Origin of the sequence: Nocardia sp. NBC_00403 (assembly GCF_036046055.1) — a bacterium.
In the GTDB taxonomy this organism is placed as follows: Bacteria; Actinomycetota; Actinomycetes; order Mycobacteriales; family Mycobacteriaceae; genus Nocardia.
In genome coordinates, this window is sequence record NZ_CP107939.1 from 2,987,856 (window position 1) to 3,008,457 (window position 20,602).

17 protein-coding genes are annotated in these 20,602 nt (G+C 67.9%); 13 read left to right on the top strand and 4 right to left on the bottom strand.

Translation table 11 applies throughout. The features are described from left to right. Positions 1 to 102 precede the first annotated feature (102 nt). Positions 103 to 774, top strand: coding sequence for a TetR/AcrR family transcriptional regulator (locus OHQ90_RS13225; protein WP_328410447.1), 672 nt, complete (start codon positions 103 to 105; stop codon positions 772 to 774). 20 nt (positions 775 to 794) lie between these two features. Continuing rightward, positions 795 to 1,322, top strand: a complete 528-nt coding sequence (locus OHQ90_RS13230) for a GNAT family N-acetyltransferase (protein ID WP_328410448.1) — start codon at positions 795 to 797, stop codon at positions 1,320 to 1,322. On the opposite strand, the gene OHQ90_RS13235 is transcribed toward OHQ90_RS13230, so the two are convergent. Both OHQ90_RS13235 and OHQ90_RS13240 read right to left on the bottom strand, forming a co-directional pair. After that, positions 1,319 to 2,872 (bottom strand): glycerol-3-phosphate dehydrogenase/oxidase, encoded by a 1,554-nt coding sequence (locus OHQ90_RS13235; protein WP_328410450.1) that lies wholly within the window; start codon positions 2,870 to 2,872, stop codon positions 1,319 to 1,321. The two genes, OHQ90_RS13230 and OHQ90_RS13235, sit on opposite strands and share 4 nt — an antisense overlap. A gap of 126 nt (positions 2,873 to 2,998) precedes the next feature. Next, entirely contained in the window at positions 2,999 to 3,658 is a 660-nt protein-coding gene (locus tag OHQ90_RS13240; protein WP_328412808.1) for a TetR/AcrR family transcriptional regulator, read from the bottom strand. Between the two features lie 166 nt (positions 3,659 to 3,824). On the opposite strand from OHQ90_RS13240, the gene OHQ90_RS13245 reads away from it, so the two are divergent. Continuing rightward, a complete protein-coding gene (locus OHQ90_RS13245) occupies positions 3,825 to 5,402 on the top strand; it encodes an FAD-binding oxidoreductase (RefSeq protein ID WP_328412809.1) in 1,578 nt (525 codons plus the stop codon). Beyond that, positions 5,399 to 6,358 carry a diacylglycerol kinase gene (locus OHQ90_RS13250; protein WP_328410452.1) on the top strand — a complete coding sequence of 320 codons (960 nt, stop codon included), beginning with the start codon at positions 5,399 to 5,401 and terminating at the stop codon, positions 6,356 to 6,358. The genes OHQ90_RS13245 and OHQ90_RS13250 overlap by 4 nt, the downstream gene beginning before the upstream one ends. Here the strand turns inward: OHQ90_RS13250 and OHQ90_RS13255 are convergent. Both OHQ90_RS13255 and OHQ90_RS13260 read right to left on the bottom strand, forming a co-directional pair. Then, entirely contained in the window at positions 6,355 to 7,059 is a 705-nt protein-coding gene (locus tag OHQ90_RS13255; protein ID WP_328410454.1) for an AAA family ATPase, read from the bottom strand. The two genes, OHQ90_RS13250 and OHQ90_RS13255, sit on opposite strands and share 4 nt — an antisense overlap. Positions 7,060 to 7,136: 77 nt before the next feature. Beyond that, complete coding sequence (locus tag OHQ90_RS13260; RefSeq protein ID WP_328410456.1) at positions 7,137 to 7,730, bottom strand: helix-turn-helix domain-containing protein; 594 nt, start codon at positions 7,728 to 7,730, stop codon at positions 7,137 to 7,139. A gap of 91 nt (positions 7,731 to 7,821) precedes the next feature. On the opposite strand from OHQ90_RS13260, the gene OHQ90_RS13265 reads away from it, so the two are divergent. The 9 genes from OHQ90_RS13265 to obgE all read left to right on the top strand — a co-directional run bounded on the left by OHQ90_RS13265 (position 7,822) and on the right by obgE (position 20,287). Continuing rightward, positions 7,822 to 8,757 carry an NAD(P)/FAD-dependent oxidoreductase gene (locus OHQ90_RS13265; RefSeq protein ID WP_328410458.1) on the top strand — a complete coding sequence of 312 codons (936 nt, stop codon included), beginning with the start codon at positions 7,822 to 7,824 and terminating at the stop codon, positions 8,755 to 8,757. Between the two features lie 173 nt (positions 8,758 to 8,930). After that, positions 8,931 to 11,609: a valine--tRNA ligase gene (locus tag OHQ90_RS13270; RefSeq protein WP_328410460.1), complete on the top strand. Its 2,679-nt coding sequence runs from the start codon at positions 8,931 to 8,933 to the stop codon at positions 11,607 to 11,609. A 92-nt stretch (positions 11,610 to 11,701) separates the two neighbouring features. Next, positions 11,702 to 13,072, top strand: coding sequence for a bifunctional tetrahydrofolate synthase/dihydrofolate synthase (folC, locus tag OHQ90_RS13275; protein WP_328412811.1), 1,371 nt, complete (start codon positions 11,702 to 11,704; stop codon positions 13,070 to 13,072). Positions 13,073 to 13,099: 27 nt separating this feature from the next. Beyond that, positions 13,100 to 13,516, top strand: coding sequence for a DUF4233 domain-containing protein (locus tag OHQ90_RS13280; protein ID WP_328410462.1), 417 nt, complete (start codon positions 13,100 to 13,102; stop codon positions 13,514 to 13,516). A gap of 69 nt (positions 13,517 to 13,585) precedes the next feature. Further along, positions 13,586 to 14,002 (top strand): nucleoside-diphosphate kinase, encoded by a 417-nt coding sequence (gene ndk, locus OHQ90_RS13285; RefSeq protein WP_328410464.1) that lies wholly within the window; start codon positions 13,586 to 13,588, stop codon positions 14,000 to 14,002. 571 nt (positions 14,003 to 14,573) lie between these two features. Then, positions 14,574 to 17,666 (top strand): translation initiation factor IF-2 N-terminal domain-containing protein, encoded by a 3,093-nt coding sequence (locus OHQ90_RS13290; RefSeq protein WP_328410466.1) that lies wholly within the window; start codon positions 14,574 to 14,576, stop codon positions 17,664 to 17,666. A gap of 370 nt (positions 17,667 to 18,036) precedes the next feature. After that, complete coding sequence (gene rplU, locus OHQ90_RS13295; protein ID WP_228002256.1) at positions 18,037 to 18,348, top strand: 50S ribosomal protein L21; 312 nt, start codon at positions 18,037 to 18,039, stop codon at positions 18,346 to 18,348. Between the two features lie 38 nt (positions 18,349 to 18,386). Continuing rightward, the gene (gene rpmA, locus OHQ90_RS13300; protein ID WP_328410470.1) at positions 18,387 to 18,653 is read left to right on the top strand and encodes a 50S ribosomal protein L27; all 267 of its coding nucleotides are present in this window, start codon (positions 18,387 to 18,389) and stop codon (positions 18,651 to 18,653) included. 176 nt (positions 18,654 to 18,829) lie between these two features. Further along, positions 18,830 to 20,287 (top strand): GTPase ObgE, encoded by a 1,458-nt coding sequence (gene obgE / locus OHQ90_RS13305; RefSeq protein ID WP_328410471.1) that lies wholly within the window; start codon positions 18,830 to 18,832, stop codon positions 20,285 to 20,287. The last annotated feature ends 315 nt before the right edge of the window (positions 20,288 to 20,602 follow it).

Sequence of the window (20,602 nt, forward strand, 5' to 3'; positions counted from 1 at the left end):
ATCGAACATCGATCGTGACGAACGGTGTTCGGTTGATTGAAAACTTAGATGACGAACGGTGTTCGTGTCAAACGGTGTTCGTTGCGGCGTATGCTCGGTGTCATGAGCTCCGCACCTGTCAGCCGCCGGGCCCGTCCCGCAAAGGCTCCACTCAGCCGTGATGTCATCGTCGAAACCGGTCTGCGCATCCTCGACAACGACGGCCTGTCCGCCCTCACCATGCGTCGCGTCGCTCAGGACCTGGATACGGGTGCGGCGTCGCTGTACGTCTATGTCGCCAACCGGGACGATCTGATGGCCGCGATGCTCGACCATGTGCTCGGCACGGTGCCCGAGCCGGCCGGTGGCACCTGGCGCGAACGGCTCGGCGACCTTGTCGCGTCGACCGTGGCGGCCATGAGCAAGCACGAAGGTCTGGCGCTCGTCGCGCTCGGCTCGATTCCCACCAGCCCGAACGCGCTGCTGCTCATCGAACGGATGCTGACGCTGCTCGACGAGGGCGGTCTGGACAAGAGGACCAATTCCTGGGCCGTCGACCTGCTCTACCTGCACATCACCGCACAGGCCGCGGAGCAGAGCGCCTACAACGTTGGGGGGCGCGTGGAAAGCGACTACGTCGCCGAGGTCCAGCGGGACTTCGCGGAACTGCCTGCCGACCGGTATCCGATGCTTGTCGGCCTGGGCGAAGAAATGATGAGCGGCAACGGCGACGACCGTGAAGTATGGGCGCTGCGGGTGCTGATCAACGGCATCCTGGCCACCCCGGCCGAGTGAGCCCCGCGCGAGGAGCGGCAATGCAAGCAATTCGACCGGCGACCGAGGAGGACCTGCCGGTCCTGCAGGATATCGAGCGCGCGGCGGGAAAGCCGTTCGCGGACATCGGCATGACGGCCGTCGCCGACGACGATCCGCCGCCATTGGACACCCTGCGCGAGTTCCTGCACGCGGGGCGCGCGTGGGTGTACGCCGATGACGCCGACCGCCCGATCGGTTACCTCATTCTCGGAATCGTCGACGGCGACGCACATGTCGATCAGGTGTCGGTGGATCCCGTGTATGCCGGCAACCGAATCGGCAAGCGACTCATCGACCACGCGGTGCACTGGGCGAAAGCGCAAGGGCTGCCTGCCATGACCCTGACCACGTTCACCGACGTCGCCTGGAACGGCCCTTACTACGAGCGGCTCGGTTTTCGCTACCTCACCGCCGCGCAAGAGACGCGGGGACTGCGCGAGATCCGCGCCGCCGAGGCGGCCAACGGGCTGGATCAATGGCCCCGCGCCTGCATGCGCGCGGAGCTGGTGGGCTGGGTGTCCGACTAACCGCGAGCCTGGGCGAAGGCGGCTTCCGCCGCGGGAAGGGCGGCAGCCCGGTCCGTGGCGACCAGGCCGATGCGGGTGCGCCGGTCGAGGAGGTCGTCGGTATCCAGTGCGCCTTCGTGGGTGATGCCGAAAGCGAATTCCGCGGCAGTCACGTCGATGCCAGGGGCGACCTGCTCGAGCGCGGCCGAATTGTCTTGTGCGACAGCGAGAACGGTGGGCGCTTCGCTGCCGTAGCGTTCGACGAGGACCGGTGGGGCGGCGATATGGTCGCGTGCGGCTCCCGACACCGCGCCGACCAGCGGGAGCCGCTTGGTGCGGCAGGGCCCCGCGGCGAGGCCGCCGTGGGCGACCGCGGCATCAACGGCGTCCTCGGCCATCTGGCGGTAGGTGGTGAGCTTGCCGCCGACGATGGTGATGACGCCGGTGGGGGAGTGCAGGACCGCGTGCTGACGGGAGATGTCGGCGGTGGCGTTGTCCGCGGTTTTCAGCAGCGGGCGCAGTCCTGCGTAGGTGCCGCGGATATCCGCGCGGGTCAACGGCTCGCGCAGTGCGGTGTTGATGGTGTCGAGCAGGAAGTCGATCTCGGCCTCGGTGGGCTGCGGCTCGTCCGGAACCGGGCCGGGGGCGTCCTCGTCGGTGAGGCCGAGATACACCCGGCCGTGCGCGGCCGGGAATGCGAACACGAAGCGGCTGGTGGTACCCGGAATTGGCACCGTCAGGGAGGCGGTGAGGCCGCCGAAGGATTCGGCGTCGAACACCAGGTGGGTGCCGCGGCTGGGGCGTAGCTCGATGCTCGGGTCCACCTGGTCGGCCCAGACGCCGGTGGCGTTGATGACGGTGCGGGGGCGAATGGTCATCGACTCGCCGGTCAGCGTGTCGCGCAGGGTCGCCGAATTACCTTCGACAGCAACGGCTTCCACCCGAGTGAGCACTGTTGCCCCGTTGGCCGCCGCGGTACGGGCGAGCGCGACCACCAGTCGGGCGTCGTCGACGAGCTGTCCGTCCCAGGCCTGTAGACCGCCGCGCAGACCATCGCGCCGGACAGTCGGCGCCAGCCGCAGCGCTTCCGCGGTGGCGACGCGACGCGAACGGGGCAGGATCGCGGCCGGGGTGCCTGCGGTGCGCCGCAGCACATCACCCGCGACGAAACCGGCCCGAATCAGCGTGCTCTGCGCAACGCCGATCTCCGGCAGCAGCGGCACGAGCTGCGGCAGCGGACGTACGAGATGCGGTGCGGTGGTGCCGATCAGGATGCCGCGCTCGACGGCGCTCTCGTGCGCGATGCCGACCTGACCGCTCGCCAGGTAGCGCAGTCCACCGTGCACCAGCTTCGAGCTCCACCGTGAGGTTCCGAACGCCAGGTCCTGCCGTTCGACCAGCACCGTGCGCAGGCCGCGCGCGGTGGCATCGAGTGCGGCGCCCGCACCGGTGACACCGCCGCCGATCACCAGCACGTCGATTTCGGTGTCATCGCCGAGCTGTGCCAGCTCGCGGGAGCGCCGGGCGGCGTTCAGGGCGGAGTTGCCGACGGTGGCCGAATTAGCGGTCATCGCAGTCTCTTTCCGAGGTCGGACCTGCCGCCGGTGCGGAGGTTATCGATCGTTGACGATGCGGATCGGGCGTCAGGGGACTGCCGTCGGCGATGGCGGGCGCGGTGCTGCCCGAAGTCCGCTCGCTCATGTCCGCTCCTCATGTGCGGCGTCCGACGATTCGACACCGCTGGTGTCGGCCGCGGCCGACACCAGCGGTGGAACAAGGTAACCGTCGATAGCGCGCGTCAATTCGGCGTCGAGTGCTGCTCCGTCGAGTAGGGCGGCGACGGTGCCCGCCGACTGCACCGCGGACTGGGCGATCAGCAGCAGCATGGTCGCCATCTGCTCGGCGTCACCGTCGCGGATCGACGAATCCTGTTGGCCCTCGCGGATTCCCGCGGTGAACAGCTCGATCAGGTGGCGTTGGTTGCGGCCGAGGCGGCCGAACACGTAGGTGAGCATCAGGTCGGTGTCGGTGCGGAAGATCTTGCCGAACAAGGGGTTTTCCCGGATCGCCGCTGCGCCGGTGACAATGCCTCGGACCAGGCGGGTGCGGGCCGGCCCCCCGGCCGGCATGGTCGCGGTGACGATCGCACGCAATTCGCGTACCAGCAGTTCGGCCACCAGAGCGCCGGTATCGGGCCAGCGGCGGTAGACAGTGGGCCTGCTTACCCGGGCTCGCCGTGCCACCTCGGTGAGGGTGGTCCGGCGCACGCCGAATTCCTCGACGCAGTCTCGCGCGGCGTCGAGAATCGCAAGGTCGGTGGCCGATAGTGCGGTGTCGGGCTCTTCGGGGGCAGGCATTCGGGTGTCACCGCCGGGTGTCGAAGTGGGCAAGCGTCGTTACTCCTTGACAGTATATGTCAAACTGTAACGCATGGTCGAGACGCAACAGCATGCCGACGAGGATTCGGCGCCCCGCTCGGACGCCCACGTGGCAAAGCCGGGCGTACCGGAGCACGCAGCAAGTATGGTGTGGGACGCCTGGGGTATTCCAGCCGGACACAAGCCGCTTTCGGCACAGATCCGGGGCCTGCTGGCGCAGGTTTTCGGAGTGTCCGGCGACCCGGCGCCGCGCCGCGATGAGGGCGATGTACCGCTGCGCGAGTCGGTGCTGACCCCGGCCCGACGAGACGGGTTGGTCGAGGTGGTCGGCGCGGACAACGTGTCGCTCGCCCACCGCGATCGGTTGCTGCACGCAGGCGGAAAAAGCACCCCGGACCTGCTGCGCCGCCGCGTCGCCGAGCCACAGGAAGCACCGGATGCGGTCGTGTTCCCCGCCGGCCACGAGCAGGTGCTCGCGGTCCTGGCCTATTGCGCCGAACACGCCATCGCGGTGGTTCCCTTCGGTGGCGGCACCAGCGTGGTCGGCGGTGTCGACCCGGTGCGCGGCCGCTTCGAGGCGGTCATCGCGCTGGACCTGCGTCGCCTCGACACCGTCTCGGACATCGATCCGGTGAGCGGAACCGCCACGCTGGGCGCCGGTCTCACCGGCCCGCGCGCCGAGGCATTGCTCGCCGACCGAGGACTTTCGCTCGGCCACTTCCCGCAGAGCTTCGAATTCGCGAGCATCGGTGGCTTCGCGGCCACCCGGTCCTCCGGACAGGCGTCCGCGGGCTACGGTCGCTTCGACGATATGGTCCAGCACCTGAAGATCGCCACGCCGAGCGGCACGCTGGAGCTCGGCCGTGCCCCCGCTTCGGCCGCAGGTCCGGACCTGCGCGAACTGTTCGTCGGTTCGGAAGGCGCCCTCGGTGTGATCACCGAGGTCACCCTGCGGGTGCATCCGGTGCCGGAAACCATTGCCTACCGGGCCTGGTCGTTCCCCGACTTCGCCACGGGCGCAGCCGCACTGCGCTCGGTGGTGCAGACGGGCGCGGCGCCGACGGTGCTGCGCTTGTCCGACGAGGTCGAGACCGGCATCAACCTGGCCCGCTCCGGTGATGTCGGCGGCACCCCGGTGTCGGGATGCCTGGCCATCACCACGTTCGAAGGCACCGGAGCCCACGTCGCATCGCGCAGCGCCGAGGCGGGTGCGCTCTTGGCGGCGGCGGGCGGCACGGACTTGGGTGCGACTCCTGCCGGGGAGTGGGAGCACGGCCGCTTCGCCGCGCCCTACATGCGCGACGCGCTGCTCGACGTCGGAGTGCTGTGCGAGACGCTGGAGACCGCCACCACCTGGTCGAATCTCGACAACCTCAAGGCGAAGGTCACTGCGGCACTGACGGATTCACTGGGCGGACAGGGTACGCCGCCACTGGTGATGTGCCACATCTCGCACACCTACCCGACGGGCGCCTCGCTGTACTTCACGATCATCGCCAAGCAATTGGACGATCCGATCTCGCAGTGGGGCCTCGCGAAGAACGCGGTCGGCGACGCCATCGTGGCCGCAGGCGGCACCATCACCCACCATCATGCGGTCGGCACCGACCACCGCCCCTGGATGTCCGCCGAGGTCGGCGACCTGGGTGTCCGGGTATTGCGCGCGGTGAAACAGGAATTGGACCCCGCAGGAATCCTCAATCCTGGAAAGCTGGTCCCGTGACGCAGGACTCGACACGCACCATCGGTGCGGTCACCGTGGTGACCAACCCCATGTCCGGGGTCGGCCGTGGGCACGACGTCGCGGCCGCCACACTGGCCCGATTCGCCGAGCGTGGTGTCGCGGTCACCGAGGTGCGCGCACCATCTGCCGCCGAATCTGTTCGCCTGGTGCGGGATTCGATTTCCCGCGTGGATCAGGTACCGGACGCGGTGGTGTGCATCGGCGGGGACGGGCTTGTCAACGTCGTCCTCGAGGCACTGGCGCAGACCGGAGTGCCGCTCGGGCTCGTCCCCGCGGGCACCGGCAACGACCTCGCCAGGGAACTCGGTGTCCCCACCGATGATCCGGTGGCCGCCGCGGATCTCGTACTCGACGGCCACACTCGCACCATCGATCTCGGCCGGATCGAAACGCCCGGGTCGGAGCCGATGTGGTTCGCCACCGTGGCCGGCACGGGGTTCGATGCCCGAGTCACCCTGCGCGCCAACGGCATGCGCTGGCCGAAGGGGCCACTGCGGTACACGTTCGCGGCGCTGGCCGAGATCTCCGGTCGCTTCACCGTGCCCTATCGGATCGAGCTGACCGGGGTCGCGCCGGGCGCATTGGACAATCCGGCGATGGACACGGTCGTGGAGACGGCGGCGGTCATGGTCGCGGTGGGCAACACCCGCACCTACGGCGGCGGCATGTTGATCTGCCCGGACGCGATCATGGACGATGGCCTGCTCGACCTGACCGTGGTCGGCGCGGTATCGCGACTGGACATGCTCCGGCTGCTTCCCGCCCTGTCGGCGGGCAAGCGGATCGACCATCCGGCGACCAAGCAGTATCGAACCGCGCAGGTGACGTTGACCGCCGCAGGCGCCCCGGCCACCGCCGACGGTGAACCAGCGGGCACGCTGCCGGTCACGATCAGTGCCGTACCCGGCGCGCTCACCGTGCTGGTTCGTCGTTAGTCGTCGGATCTCCAGGCGGCGAAGCCGACTCGTCTGATCCGGTCGACATTGGTTCGATCGATGATCACCGTCGAGGCCGGTGCGGGCTGTGGCACGCGGCCCGCACCGAGTTCGCGGATCAGTCGTCGCCATCGATGGCAGTGCAGGGTGAACGCGGGCCCGTTGATCCGGCGCCCGCGTGCGAACTGGCCTGCGCGGGCCGCGGTGGCAGGCACATCGAGCAGGATCACGTGCACTTCCCGGTGGTACCCGGTGGCCCACCGTGTGAGTAGTCGGCGCGTCCATCCGAAGGTCGCGCAATCGTGAATCACCACCGGTCCTGCATTGTCGCGCAGCGCATTTCGGATCCGGACGAAATGCGCGATGTGCACCACCGGTCGCCACAGGAGATAGGGCAGCCAGCCGACCCGGCGTCGCCACCAGTTGCGGGTCTGGTTCGAATCGAGCACGACCGAACCCTGCGGTCCCTTCGTCGCCTGATCGGCATCCGCTGTCGCACCGAAGAACATTCGCAGCGCGGTGCTCTTGCCCGCGCCGGGCACCCCCGCGACGATCAGCGCGGCCGTCGCCGGATACCGCAACTCATCGACGATCAGTCCGCGCAGATCGTGGACGGAATCCGGTGCGATGACAGGGAATTCGGCGAGTGACGGCCGCGATTGCGCAGCGGCGAAGGGCGGCCCGTCGAGCGGAGGGTTCACCCTTTCCAGCGTCGCGGGCCGAATTCGATTCGGCAACAGGGAAAACCCTGATTTCGGCTGAGAATTCCCTGATGATGCTAGGTCGTCGCGCGGCCGCGGGAGCGCGCCCGCAGATGCATGCGCTCGCCTTGACTACCGAACAGGCTCAGTATCTCCACCGGCCCGCGCCCGGCACTGCCGAACCAGTGCGGCTGTCTGGTGTCGAATTCGGCGGCTTCGCCGGGGCCGAGGACGACATCGTGTTCGGCGAGGACCAGGCGCAATCGGCCCGACAGTACGTAGAGCCACTCGAAGCCCTCGTGGACCCGGGGATCGGGCTCGGTGCGCTCGGCCGGGATGACCATCTTGAACGCCTGTAGCGGACCCGGCTGCCGGGTGAGCGGAATGATCGTGGTGCCGTTGATCTTCCGCGGATTGGAGTGCACGCGCGGGTCGGCGATCTTCGGTGCGGCGACGAGCTCGTCCAGCGGCACCTGATGGGCGAGCGCGATCGGCAGCAGCAGCTCCAGGCTGGCCTTGCGCTGGCCGGACTCCAGGCGCGACAGGGTGCTCTTGGAGATCCCGGTGGCCTCCGACAGCGCCGTCAGCGTGACGTTGCGGTGCGTGCGCAACGCCTTGAGTCGCGGACCGATGTCGGCGATGGCCTGGGTGATTCCCGGCTGAATCTTCATCCCACCAGTGCACCGCTGATTCCCGGAATCAGCAATATTTGTTGCCGAAATCGCGCGGACGGCGGCATGGTGACCGCGGAGGTGATCGCAGATGAGCGAAACATATGACGTAGTGATCATTGGTGGCGGTGCGGCGGGACTGTCCGCTGCCCTGGTGCTCACCAGGGCGCGGCGGCGGGTTGCCGTGGTGCGCGGTGGTGCGCCGCGCAATGCGCCGGCCGAGCACATGCACGGGTTTCTTTCCAGGGACGGCATGCCCCCCGGTGAGTTGATTGCCAGCGGCTCGGCCGAGGTCGCGGGATACGGCGGTGAGCTGATCGACGATATGGTCAACAGCGTCGAAAAGACCGGCGAGCCAGGTGATTTCACGGTGCGACTGGCGAGCGGGCGGGAACTGCGTGCGCGCAGGGTGCTGGTGGCGACGGGTCTGCGCGACGTGCTGCCCGAACTACCCGGCATCAGGGAGCGCTGGGGTGCCGACGTGCTGCACTGCCCGTACTGCCACGGCTACGAGGTGCGTGACCAGCCGCTCGGGATCCTGGGCGGAACGGAGCCCGGTGCGAGTGCCAGAGCCCTGCATGTCGCGTTGCTGTTGCCCCAATGGTCGGCCGACGTGATCTTCTTCGCGCACACCATGGCGCTGTCGGAGGCCGACCGGGCCAGGCTCGCCGGTCGTGGCGTGCGTGTCGTGGACGGGCAGGTCGCGCGGCTGGTCGTGGCGGACCGGCTGCGGGGTGTGGAACTGGTCGACGGGCGCGCGGTGCCGCGAGCGGCGATGTTCGTCGCGCCGACCTTCGTGCCCAATGCCGATGTGCTGCTCGCGCTCGGCTGTGACGTCGACGGCAACGGCTGGGTGCACACCGACAAGTCGGGCCGGACCAGCGTGCCCGGCGTCTGGGCTGCGGGCAATGTGGCCGACCCGACAGCGCAGGTGATCTCTGCCGCGGGCGCGGGATCGGCCGCCGCTATCGCGATAAACGCCGATCTGGTGGAGCAGGACACCAGCGTGTTGGCAGCCACGCATTGAATGCGCAAAGAAGCTGAGAATTACTTATGGATTCCGGGGCCTGCCCCGGATCGACGGTAAGCTCTCACCTGTAGGCGGAGTGTTCGGTGTCCCTCATCCACCGAAGACTCCGCCTTTTTTCTATGCCTGGTGGGCGGTGTGAGCGCGCCGAACTCGGCCACTAGAATCGTCGGGTGACCAGCGCAGCCTCTGACAACTCGCGTAATCGTGCCGATGCCCTCCCCAAAAGCTGGAACCCCAGCGAGGTGGAGGCCGAAATGTACGAGCGCTGGGTAGCCGCCGGTTATTTCACCGCCGATGTCGCGAACGACAAGCCCGGTTACTCGATCGTGCTGCCGCCGCCGAACGTCACCGGCAGCCTGCACATGGGCCACGCCCTCGACCACACCCTGATGGACACCCTCTCCCGCCGCAAGCGCATGCAGGGCTACGAGGTGCTATGGCTGCCCGGCATGGACCACGCGGGCATCGCCACCCAGACCATCGTGGAAAAACAGCTCGCGGTGGACGGCAAGACCAAAGAAGACTTCGGCCGTGAACTGTTCATCGACAAGGTCTGGGACTGGAAGCGCGAGTCCGGCGGCGCCATCCAGTGGCAGATGCGCGCGCTCGGCGACGGCGTCGACTGGAGTCGCGACCGGTTCACCATGGACGACGGCCTGTCCAGGGCCGTGCAGACCATCTTCAAGCGGCTTTTCGACGCGGGCCTGATCTATCGCGCGGAGCGGCTGGTCAACTGGTCGCCGGAACTGCGCACCGCCATCTCCGATATCGAGGTCAAGCACGAGGAGGTGCCGGGCGAGCTGATCTCGCTGCGCTATGGCTCCCTCGACGACAACGAGCCGCACGTGATCGTGGCGACCACCCGCGTGGAGACAATGCTCGGCGACACCGCCGTCGCGGTGCACCCGGACGACCCCCGGTACCAGTCCTTGATCGGCACCACGCTGTACCACCCGATCACCGGACGTCAGATCCCGATCGTTGCCGACGACTACGTCGACCCCGAATTCGGTTCCGGCGCAGTGAAGATCACCCCCGCGCACGATCCCAACGACTTCGAGATGGGGCTGCGGCACAACCTGCCGATGCCGACCATCATGGATGAGCGCGGCCGGATCGCCGACACCGGCACCGAATTCGACGGCATGGACCGGTTCGAGGCCAGGGTCAAGGTGCGCGAGCGCCTGGCCGCCGAGGGCCGCATCGCTGCCGAGAAGCGGCCCTACCTGCACAGCGTCGGGCACTCCGAGCGCAGTGGCGAGGCGATCGAGCCGCGCCTTTCGATGCAGTGGTGGGTCAAGGTCGAGGCGCTGGCCAAGGCCGCCGGTGACGCAGTTCGCAACGGCGACACCGTCATTCACCCGGCCAGCCAGGAGCCGCGTTGGTTCGACTGGGTCGACAACATGCACGACTGGACCATCTCGCGACAGCTGTGGTGGGGCCACCGCATCCCGATCTGGTACGGCCCCGACGGCGAAGTGGTGTGCGTCGGGCCGGACGAGACCGCGCCGGAAGGCTGGGTGCAGGACCCCGACGTGCTCGACACCTGGTTCTCCTCGGGGCTGTGGCCGTTCTCCACCATGGGCTGGCCCGACTCCACCACAGAACTCCAGAAGTTCTATCCGACCAGCGTGCTCGTCACCGGCTACGACATCCTGTTCTTCTGGGTGGCCAGGATGATGATGTTCGGCACGTTCGTTTCCGACGACCCGGTGCTCACGGCGGGCAAGGACGGCGCGAAGCAGGTGCCGTTCAAGGATGTGTTCCTGCACGGTCTGATTCGCGATCAGTTCGGTAAGAAGATGTCCAAATCGCGCGGCAACGGCATCGACCCGCTGGACTGGATCACGTCCTACGGTGCGGACGCGCTGCGCTTCACCCTGGCGCGCGGCGCACAGCCCGGCGGTGACCTTTCGGTCGGCGAAGCGCACGCACTGGCCTCGCGCAGCTTCGTGACAAAGCTGTTCAACGCCACCAAGTTCGCGCTGATGAACGGCGCGCACACCGGTGAGCTGCCGGCACGCGCCGAGCTCACCGATGCCGATTGCTGGATCGTCGACCGGCTCGAAGAGGTTCGCGCCGAAGTGGATTCAGCGTTCGACGCCTACGAGTTCGGCAAGGCCTGCGAGGCGCTCTACCACTTCGCGTGGGACGAACTGTGCGACTGGTACCTGGAATTGGCGAAGGTGCAGTTCGCCGCGGCGGGCTCGCGCGCCGAGTCGACCGCCGTGGTGCTCGGCAACGTCCTCGACTCGGTGTTGCGACTGCTGCACCCGGTAATCCCATTCGTGACCGAGTCGCTGTGGCAGGCGCTGACCGGCGGCGAGTCGGTCGTTATCGCCGCGTGGCCGCAGGCCAGCGGTGTGCCGACCGATGTGGCTGCGGCGCAGCGTATTTCGGACGCGCAGCGGTTGATCACCGAGATCCGCCGGTTCCGCAGCGATCAGGGCCTCGCCGACAAGCAGAAGGTCGCAGCCAAGCTGATCGGCCTCGACGCGGCGGGCCTCACCGAGCAGCAGTCGTCGGTGGCCAACCTGGCCAGGCTCACCGAGCCGGGCGTGGATTTCGCGGCGACCGCATCCCTGGAGATCCGGCTCAGCGCGGCAACCGTCACTGTGGAACTGGACACCTCCGGTGCGGTCGACCTTGATGCCGAACGCCGTCGTCTGGAGAAGGACCTGGCCGCCGCCGAGAAGGAATTGGCAGCCACCACGGCCAAACTCGGCAACGAGGCCTTCCTCGCCAAGGCGCCGGAACCGGTGGTCGACAAGATCAAGGGCAGGCGCGATGTCGCTGCGTCCGAAGTCACCCGCATCAGCGCCCGGCTTGCGGAATTGAGCGGCAAATGAACACCGAGCCGGAACCACAGTACGACGACGACGGGTCACCGATCCCCGCCACCCGGCTCGGTGCCGGGCCCTCTCCTGTCGACCTGGCCGAAATGGCTCTGGTCGAGGCAGAACTCGATCGCCGCTGGCCGGAAACCAAGATCGAGCCGTCGCTCACCCGCATCGCCACCCTGATGGATCTGCTCGCCTCACCGCAGCAGCACTATCCGGCGATCCACGTCGCGGGCACCAACGGCAAGACCTCGGTGACCAGGATGATCGATGCACTGCTCACCGCGCTGCACCGGCGGACCGGCCGGATCACCAGCCCGCACCTGCAATTGGCAACCGAGCGGATCAGCATCGACAACAAGCCGATCACGCCCGCCCAGTACGTGGCGACCTATCGTGAGCTGTTGCCCTACATCGAGATGATCGACAAGCAGTCCGCCGCCGCGGACGGCCCGGCGATGAGCAAGTTCGAGGTGCTCACCGGCATGGCCTTCGCGGCCTTCGCCGAGGCGCCGGTCGATGTCGCGATCGTCGAGACCGGCATGGGCGGCACCTGGGATGCGACCAATGTGATCGACGGGCAGGTCGCGGTGATCACCCCGATCGGCCTCGACCACACCGACTACCTCGGCCCCGACCTCACCGCCATCGCAGGCGAGAAGGCCGGGATCATCAAGCGTGCGCCCGACAGCCTGATTCCGCGCGACACCGTCGCGGTGATCGCCGAACAGGAGCCGGAGGCCATGGAGGTGCTGCTGCGGCGCGCCGTCGAGGTCGACGCCGCGGTGGCCCGCGAGGGCTCGGAGTTCCGGGTGCTGGCCAGGCAGATTGCGGTCGGCGGTCAGCAGCTCGAATTGCAAGGTCTCGGCGGGGTGTACGACGAGATCTTCCTGCCGCTGCACGGCGAGCATCAAGCGCGCAATGCCGTGCTCGCCCTCGCCGCAGTCGAGGCGTTCTTCGGCGCGGGCGCGGACCGCCAGCTCGACATCGACGCGATCCGAGCCGGTTTCGCGAGCGTCACCAGCCCGGGCAGGCTCGAGCGCATGCGCAGCGCGCCGACCATCTTCATCGACGCCGCGCACAACCCCGCAGGCGCAAAAGCCCTGGCCGCGACGCTCACCACCGAGTTCGACTTCCGCAAACTGGTCGGCGTGGTCGGGGTGTTCAGCGACAAGGACGCCGCGGGCATCTTGGAGGCGTTGGAGCCGGTCCTCGACGAAATCGTCGTCACCAGCAATGGGTCGCCGCGCGCCATGGACGTCGACACCCTCGCCAACTTGGCCGTGCAGCGTTTCGGCGACGAGCGGGTCGTCACCGCTGAAACGCTGCCCGACGCCCTCGAAACGGCTATCGCACTGGCCGAGGAGGTCGGCGAGCCCGGCGAGATGGTCTCCGGCGCCGGTGTCGTGGTGACCGGTTCGGTGGTCACGGCGGGCGCGGCCCGCGCGCTGTTCGGAAAGGATCCGGCGTGAGGGATCGATCCACCGCAAGGAGACAGCATGAGTGAGTCGACCGACGGCGACCAGGCCGCTGCGCCCTCTGCCCCCGACCCATGGAAGGGGCTGCGCGGTGTCATGGCGGGCACGCTGATTCTCGAGGCGATCACGGTTCTGCTCGCGTTGCCCGTCGTCGGGTCGGTCGGCGGCGGGGTGGGCTGGTTCTCCGGCAGCTACCTCGTGATCTTGGCGTTGGTCATGATTCTCGGCGCGGGACTCCAGCGCCGCCCGTGGGCGATACCGTTCAACCTCGCCCTCCAGGTGCTGTTGATACTCGGAGTATTCGTGCACGTCTCCATCGGGGTGATGGGGATTCTGTTCGCCGTGGTGTGGGGCTTCATCCTGGTCTTGCGTCACGATGTCAAGCGCCGCATGGAGCAGGGATTACTGCCGAGTCAGCGCACTCGGCGCTCCGCCTAGCCGCCCGTCCGGCCCGCTGCGCAGTTGCCCGTTGAATACTTCGCCCGACCGCCGGTTAGGCTGTGCGCCGTGACTGAGCAGACGTTGGTACTCATCAAGCCGGACGGCGTGGCCCGTGGCCTGGTCGGCGAGGTGCTGGCCCGGATCGAGCGCAAGGGGCTGAAGATCGCCGCCCTGGAGCTGAAGCAGGTTTCCGAAGAGGTGGCCCGCGGCCACTACGCCGAGCACGCCGAGAAGCCGTTCTTCGGCTCCTTGATCGAGTTCATCACCTCCGGCCCGGTCGTCGCGGCCATCCTGGAGGGCCCACGCGCCATCGCGGCATTCCGGCAGATCGCCGGCGGCACCGATCCGGTCGAGAAGGCCGTGCCCGGCAGCATTCGCGGTGACCTTGCCCTGGAGACCCAGGAGAACCTGGTCCACGGCTCCGATTCGCCGGAATCGGCCAAGCGCGAGATTGCCCTCTGGTTCCCCGAGTTCCCGGCCTGACCCAATTCCTCCACGCGTCACGTCCGCAGTGCGCGCAACCATGAGCACAGCGCCCTCGGCCTGCGACGAAACCGCGCGAATGCGGGGTCGAGTCGTGCGGGAGCGTAGCGAGCGCACCGGTGGGCACAGCGCCCTCGGCGTACGACGAAACCACGCGAATGCGGGGTCTGGTCGTGCGCCGATGGCGAACTGTTGGCGCACGGTGTGGGATACTGGCATCGGGTGCAACCGATATCGACTGTTCGCGCTGGTACGTGAGCGATCGGTGACGGAAGCAGCCGGATGACACCGCGGTTCGATGCCGATCATCGCTGCCACGGACAAACAGCCCGGTTGTTGGGGGTTGATTGTTCGCGTCGGCACGCTGGATGAGCGCTCGCTTCGTGGAGTTCAGCCAACAGCCAGGCGCCGCGTGACCAGTTAGCCCGACGAACAACCAGGTGATAACCGGGCATGCGGGGCGAGACCAGATGACCTTGCGTCAACCGCGTGAGGCGAACGATTAGTGCCCCCGCGTCGGCCGCGTCACTTCTGCCAGGAGGGACGCGCCCGGGGGTCCCGAGGAGACTTCGTGGCCGATCAAGAGCCGCTGGAAACAACATCACAGGATGCCGAACAATTGCCGGAGCGAATCCGAGTTCACGCGCTTGCCAAGCTGCTGGGAGTGACGAGTAAGCGCATCCTGGCCAAGCTCACCGAGTTGGGGTCCGATGCGCGCAGTGCGCAGTCGAACGTCGACAGAGCGGTTGCGGAGACTGTCCGCGACGCGTTGGTCGAGCCCGACGCCACCGTCACCGCGCCCGAGGCAACGCCTCCCGCGCCGGAGCCCGAGCCTGCTGCCCCGGCCCGAGAGCCAGGGCTGCTGTTCTCGGCACCGGACCCGGTGATCGATCAGTCCGGTTCGGCGGCTACCGGTGCGGTCCAGCCCGCCCACCAGCCGTCGGTGCAGCTGTTCACACACCTGGACCGGGAGGAGCCGCACGTCGCAGCGCCCGCGGTGTTCGAGGCCGCCGTCACGGTGCAGGCACCGTTGTTCCTGCCACCGGACGCTGCAGCCGCCGAACAGACGCGGCGTAAGCGTCGCGTCGAGCGCGATACTCGTCGCACCGAAGAGCCGCCGGCCGAGGTGGTCGAGGACGAGGTCGAGGTCGAGGTCGACACCACCGAAGACGATCAGGACTCATCCGACCAGCAGGGTGATGTCGACGGCCAGCCGCGTCGCAGGCGCCGTGGTCGTCGTGGTCGTGGTCGTGGTCGGGGCGAGCAGCACAGTGATGCCGAAGGTGACGAGAACGACACCGCGGACTCCGATGCCGACACCGAGGACGAGCAGCCGGCAGAATCGCGTGACGCCGTCGCCGAGCCTGCCGATGCCGACGAGACCGCCGAGTCCGATGACGACGAGGCCGACCTGCCGGAGGGCTCGACCCGCCGTCGCCGTCGCCGCCGTCGCCGCAAGGTGGCAGGGGAGGGCGCCGAGTCCGAAGCCGTCTCCGAGGACGACCCGCCGAACACCGTCGTGCACGAACGTGAACCGCGGAACAAGAGCCGCAACCGCGCCGCCGCATCCGACGAGGTGCAGGGCATCACCGGTTCCACCCGGCTCGAGGCCAAGCGGCAGCGCAGGCGGGACGGCCGCGAGGCCGGTCGCCGTCGGCCGCCGATCCTGACCGAATCGGAGTTCCTGGCCCGCCGCGAGGCGGTGGACCGGGTGATGGTCGTGCGCGAGAAGGCGTTCCCCGATCTCCCCACCGCCACCCAGGTCGCAGTGCTCGAGGACAACATTCTGGTCGAGCATTTCGTCACCAGCACCGGTTCCGCGTCGATGGTCGGCAACGTCTACCTCGGCAAGGTGCAGAACGTACTGCCCAGCATGGAGGCGGCGTTCGTCGATATCGGCCGTGGCCGCAACGGTGTGCTGTACGCCGGTGAGGTGAACTGGGAGGCCGCCGGACTGGGCGGCAAGGAGCGCAAGATCGAGCAGGCGCTCAAGCCGGGCGATCAGGTGCTCGTCCAGGTGAGCAAGGACCCGGTCGGGCATAAGGGTGCCCGGTTGACCACGCAGATCAGCCTGGCCGGCCGCTTCCTGGTGTACGTGCCGGGCGGTTCGTCCACCGGCATCAGCCGCAAGCTGCCCGACACCGAGCGCAAACGCCTCAAGGAGATCCTGCGCGACATCGTGCCCGCCGACGCCGGCGTGATCATCCGCACTGCGTCGGAGGGCGTCGACGAGGACGAGCTCGCCCGCGACGTCGAGCGGCTACAGGCGACCTGGCGCACCATCGAGAAGGCTGCCGACAGTAAGGACTCCGGCGGGCCGAAGACCCTGTACGAAGAGCCCGACCTGTTGGTCAAGGTCATCCGCGATCTGTTCAACGAGGACTTTTCCAAGCTCGTCATCGAAGGTGACCGGGCATGGAGCACCGTCGAGAAGTACATCGGTACCGTCGCACCGGACCTGCTCGCCAGGGTCGCCCGGCACGAGAACAACGGTATCGACGTGTTCGAGACCCACCGGATCGACGAGCAGCTCGCCAAGGCGCTCGATCGCAAGGTGTGGCTGCCCTCGGGCGGCACCCTGGTGATCGACCGCACCGAAGCGATGACGGTGGTCGACGTCAACACCGGCAAGTTCACCGGCGCGGGCGGCAGCAACCTCGAAGAGACGGTCACCCGCAACAATCTGGAGGCGGCCGAGGAGATCGTGCGCCAGATGCGGCTGCGCGATATCGGCGGCATGATCGTCGTCGACTTCATCGACATGGTCCTCGAGTCCAACCGCGACCTGGTGTTGCGTCGACTGACCGAGGCGCTCGGCCGCGACCGGACTCGTCACCAGGTCTCCGAAGTGACCTCGCTCGGCCTGGTGCAGATGACCCGCAAGAAGCTGGGCACCGGACTGGTGGAGGCCTTCTCCACCACCTGTGAGCACTGCCATGGCCGCGGCATCCTGGTGCACGCCTACCCGGTGGAGTCGTCGTCCGCCGGCGAGGACGGCGGAGCGAAGAGTCGGGAGACCGGTTCGCGTCGACGCAGGGGCCGGGACAAGGGTGCGGCCGCCGCACCCGCTGCGACCAACGGCACTGCGCCGGTGACCGAGGCCGTCGAGGAGGATGCCGCCGTCAAGCGGGCGCATCCGGTCGCGTTGGCAATGGCAGCGCATCACGGTGACACGACCGAGGCCGACGCCGAAGCGGTCGACGTGGTCGAGGCAGAAGCTGCCGACATCGATGCTGTGCTGACCGAGGCCCTAGCCGAGGAGCCGACCGAAACAGCTGCGGCAGTGATCGAGGAGGCCGTGGCGACCGAGGTCGAGCCGGTCGAGGTGGCCGCCGAGCCTGTTGTAGCCGTGGTGGAGCCGGAAGCCCCAGCCTCAGCCCCTGCTGCACCGGAGCCGGTCGCCGTCCGGGAGCCTGCTGCCCGAAACGGTGTTCCCGAGCCTGCCGCACCGCGGACGGCCGGTCGCAGGCGCAGGGTGGCCCGTTCGGCCGCGGCGCCCGCAGCCGACAGCAGCGGTGCGGTGTTCGTGCTGTCGGCGGATCAGCCGCCCGCAGCGCCGGTCGTGGACTTTGCCGCCGAGGCTCCGGTAGCGGTGCCCGTGCGCAAGACGCGCCGCCGGACCGCGGGACGTCCCGCGGGGCCGCCGGTGGACGAGGCGAACTGACCGGTCCGAGCTGATCGGATCGTGCCGAACGACCGAGACCCCCGTCACGATGGTGGCGGGGGTCTCGTATTTCGGGCGTGCCGGACTACCGTGCATGGCCGGAGCGAAGGCGGAGGTACGCCTGTTCGGGAGACGCCGGTTTGGACCCGGTGGTAGGCGTCCTGTAATCTCGAACAGTCGCTGCCCGGCGACAGCGCTCGACTGCGCTGTGTTTGTGACTCGGCCCCGAGGCCGAGGGCCTTCAGGTTACTGAGGCGGCGGTGACTACCAGACCAGAGTGCTGTGGTTTCCAAGCGGATTTGTCCGGGTGGGAGCATGCAGCCGCGTGAGCATCAGCCGCGCGCATTACAGGAAGAAGGGCAGCCGACCGATGGCAACGTACGCGATCGTCAAGACCGGCGGAAAGCAGTACAAGGTCGCGGTCGGTGACCTGGTGAAGGTCGAGAAGATCGAGGGTGCGCCGGGTACTTCCGTGGCGCTTGCTCCGGTTCTCGTCGTCGATGGCGCCGAGCTGACCACCGATGCGGCCAAGCTGGCCAAGGTCTCCGTGGCCGCCGAGGTCGTCGAGCAGACCAAGGGCCCGAAGATCCGCATCCACAAGTTCAAGAACAAGACCGGCTACCACAAGCGGCAGGGCCACCGTCAGCCGCTGACGGTCATCAAGGTCACCGGCATCAAGTAAGCCTCCTCGATTTCGAGTTACTTCACAGGAGTTCAGAAATGGCACATAAGAAGGGTGCGTCCAGCTCCCGCAACGGTCGCGATTCGAACGCCCAGCGACTCGGCGTCAAGCGCTTCGGCGGCCAGGCCGTCAAGGCCGGCGAGATCCTGGTTCGTCAGCGCGGTACCCACTTCCACCCCGGCGTCAACGTCGGTCGTGGCGGTGACGACACCCTGTTCGCCCTCGCGGCGGGCGCGGTCGAGTTCGGCAGCAAGCGTGGCCGCAAGACCGTCAACATCGTCGTCCCGGAGCCGGTGCAGGCCTGACCGCCTGATAGGCGTCCGTCCACCGACTGCGCCGACCGAGCGCAGGCGAGGCAGCCGCCTGCTACTCCAGACAACAGCCGAGCGGGTCAGGGTGACACACCCTGGCCCGTTTTCGCGTTTTCGAACGATCGCGTCGGCACCGACAACCACAACCACCGAGGAGGATGATTCGGCTTATGTCCAAATTCATCGACCGTGTCGTATTGCACGTGCATGCGGGCAAGGGTGGTCACGGTTGTGCCTCCGTGCGCCGCGAAAAGTTCATGCCGCTCGGCGGACCCGACGGTGGTAACGGCGGTCGCGGTGGGGATGTGGTCCTCGAGGTCGACCCGAATGTGCACACCCTGCTGGACTTCCATTTCCATCCGCACGCCAAGGCTGGCAACGGCAAGCCGGGCGAGGGCAGCAACCGTGACGGTAAGCAAGGCAGCGACCTGCTGCTGAAGGTGCCCGACGGCACCGTGGTGCTCGACAACGACGGCAAGGTCCTCATCGACCTGGTCGGCGCGGGTAACAAGTTCATCGTGGCCCGCGGTGGTCGTGGCGGCCTCGGCAATGCGGCACTCGCGTCGAAGGCACGCAAGGCTCCCGGCTTCGCTCTGCTCGGCGAGGACGGTGAAGAAGGCGACCTGGTTCTCGAACTCAAGTCGCTCGCCGACGTCGGTCTGGTCGGGTTCCCGTCGGCGGGCAAGTCCTCGCTGGTGTCGGTGCTGTCGGCGGCCAAGCCGAAGATCGCGGACTACCCCTTCACCACGCTGGTGCCCAACCTCGGCGTGGTCGCCAGTGGCGACACCACGTTCGTCATCGCCGACGTGCCGGGACTGATTCCGGGGGCCAGCGAGGGCCGCGGGCTCGGGCTGGAATTCCTGCGCCATCTGGAGCGATGCGCGGTGCTCGCGCATGTCGTCGACTGCGCCACGTTGGAGCCAGGTCGCGATCCGGTGTCCGACGTGGACGCGCTGGAGGCGGAGCTGGCGGCCTATAAGTCCATGCTCAACGCCGACACCGGCCTCGGCGACCTTGCCGATCGGCCCCGTGTGGTCATCCTGAACAAGATCGACGTGCCCGATGCCGCCGAGCTGGCGGAGATGGTGACGGCGGAGTTCACCGCGCGCGGCTGGCCTGTGTTCGAGATCTCCGCGGTGAGCCGAGCAGGGCTGCGGCCCTTGACCTTTGCCCTCGCGGACCTGGTGCTGAAGTACCGTGAGGCGCATCCGAAGGCAGCGCCCGCACGCCCGGTGATCAGGCCGATCGCGGCGAACGAGACCGGTTTCAGTGTGATCGCCGATCCCGACGAGCCGGGCGGCTTCATCGTGCGTGGCAGCCAGCCCGAGCGCTGGGTGCGCCAGACCCAGTTCGACAACGACGAAGCGGTGGGCTACCTCGCCGACCGGCTCGCCCGCCTCGGTGTCGAAGATGCCCTGGTGAAACAGGGCGCCGAGCCCGGAGCGCCGGTCACCATCGGCGATGTGACCTTCGAATGGGAGCCGCAGATCTCGGCGGGCATCGATATGGTGCCGACCGGCCGCGGCACCGACCTGCGGCTGGAACAGAACGACCGGATCGGCGCCGCCGAACGCAAGCACGCGTCCCGAGTGCGCCGTGGTCTGGTGAAAGAGGACGAGGACCAGTGATGTTGCCCGGGGGCGCGGGAACTGCGACCTTGTCGGTGCGGCGCACGCCGGAATTCGACGGTGTGCGTTGGGGTTCCGGTGCTTCCGGTGTGGATGCGGTGCGGTCGCGCGCTGTTGTGGCGTGGCGGGGTATGACGGGATTGCCCGGTACGTGTTGGGGTTCCAGTGCAGGCGTCGTGCGTGTGCGAGCCGTCTGGTCGTCAGGGCGGAAGTTGGAGTCTCGCGATGCCGTCGGTGTCGTTCGAGCCCCGGTGTTCGGCGGGGCGACGGTGTGTTCTGGTGTGGTGCAGGGAGTTCGGTTGCTATGCAGGTGAG

Coding starts and splice junctions, on each gene's coding strand:
- OHQ90_RS13225 (WP_328410447.1), top strand. CDS start 103: ATGAGCTCCGCACCTGTCAGCCGCCGGGCCCGTCCCGCAAAGGCTCCA.
- OHQ90_RS13230 (WP_328410448.1), top strand. CDS start 795: ATGCAAGCAATTCGACCGGCGACCGAGGAGGACCTGCCGGTCCTGCAG.
- OHQ90_RS13235 (WP_328410450.1), bottom strand. CDS start 2,872: ATGACCGCTAATTCGGCCACCGTCGGCAACTCCGCCCTGAACGCCGCC.
- OHQ90_RS13240 (WP_328412808.1), bottom strand. CDS start 3,658: ATGCCTGCCCCCGAAGAGCCCGACACCGCACTATCGGCCACCGACCTT.
- OHQ90_RS13245 (WP_328412809.1), top strand. CDS start 3,825: ATGGTGTGGGACGCCTGGGGTATTCCAGCCGGACACAAGCCGCTTTCG.
- OHQ90_RS13260 (WP_328410456.1), bottom strand. CDS start 7,730: ATGAAGATTCAGCCGGGAATCACCCAGGCCATCGCCGACATCGGTCCG.
- OHQ90_RS13265 (WP_328410458.1), top strand. CDS start 7,822: ATGAGCGAAACATATGACGTAGTGATCATTGGTGGCGGTGCGGCGGGA.
- folC (WP_328412811.1), top strand. CDS start 11,702: ATGGCTCTGGTCGAGGCAGAACTCGATCGCCGCTGGCCGGAAACCAAG.
- OHQ90_RS13280 (WP_328410462.1), top strand. CDS start 13,100: ATGAGTGAGTCGACCGACGGCGACCAGGCCGCTGCGCCCTCTGCCCCC.
- rplU (WP_228002256.1), top strand. CDS start 18,037: ATGGCAACGTACGCGATCGTCAAGACCGGCGGAAAGCAGTACAAGGTC.
- rpmA (WP_328410470.1), top strand. CDS start 18,387: ATGGCACATAAGAAGGGTGCGTCCAGCTCCCGCAACGGTCGCGATTCG.
- obgE (WP_328410471.1), top strand. CDS start 18,830: ATGTCCAAATTCATCGACCGTGTCGTATTGCACGTGCATGCGGGCAAG.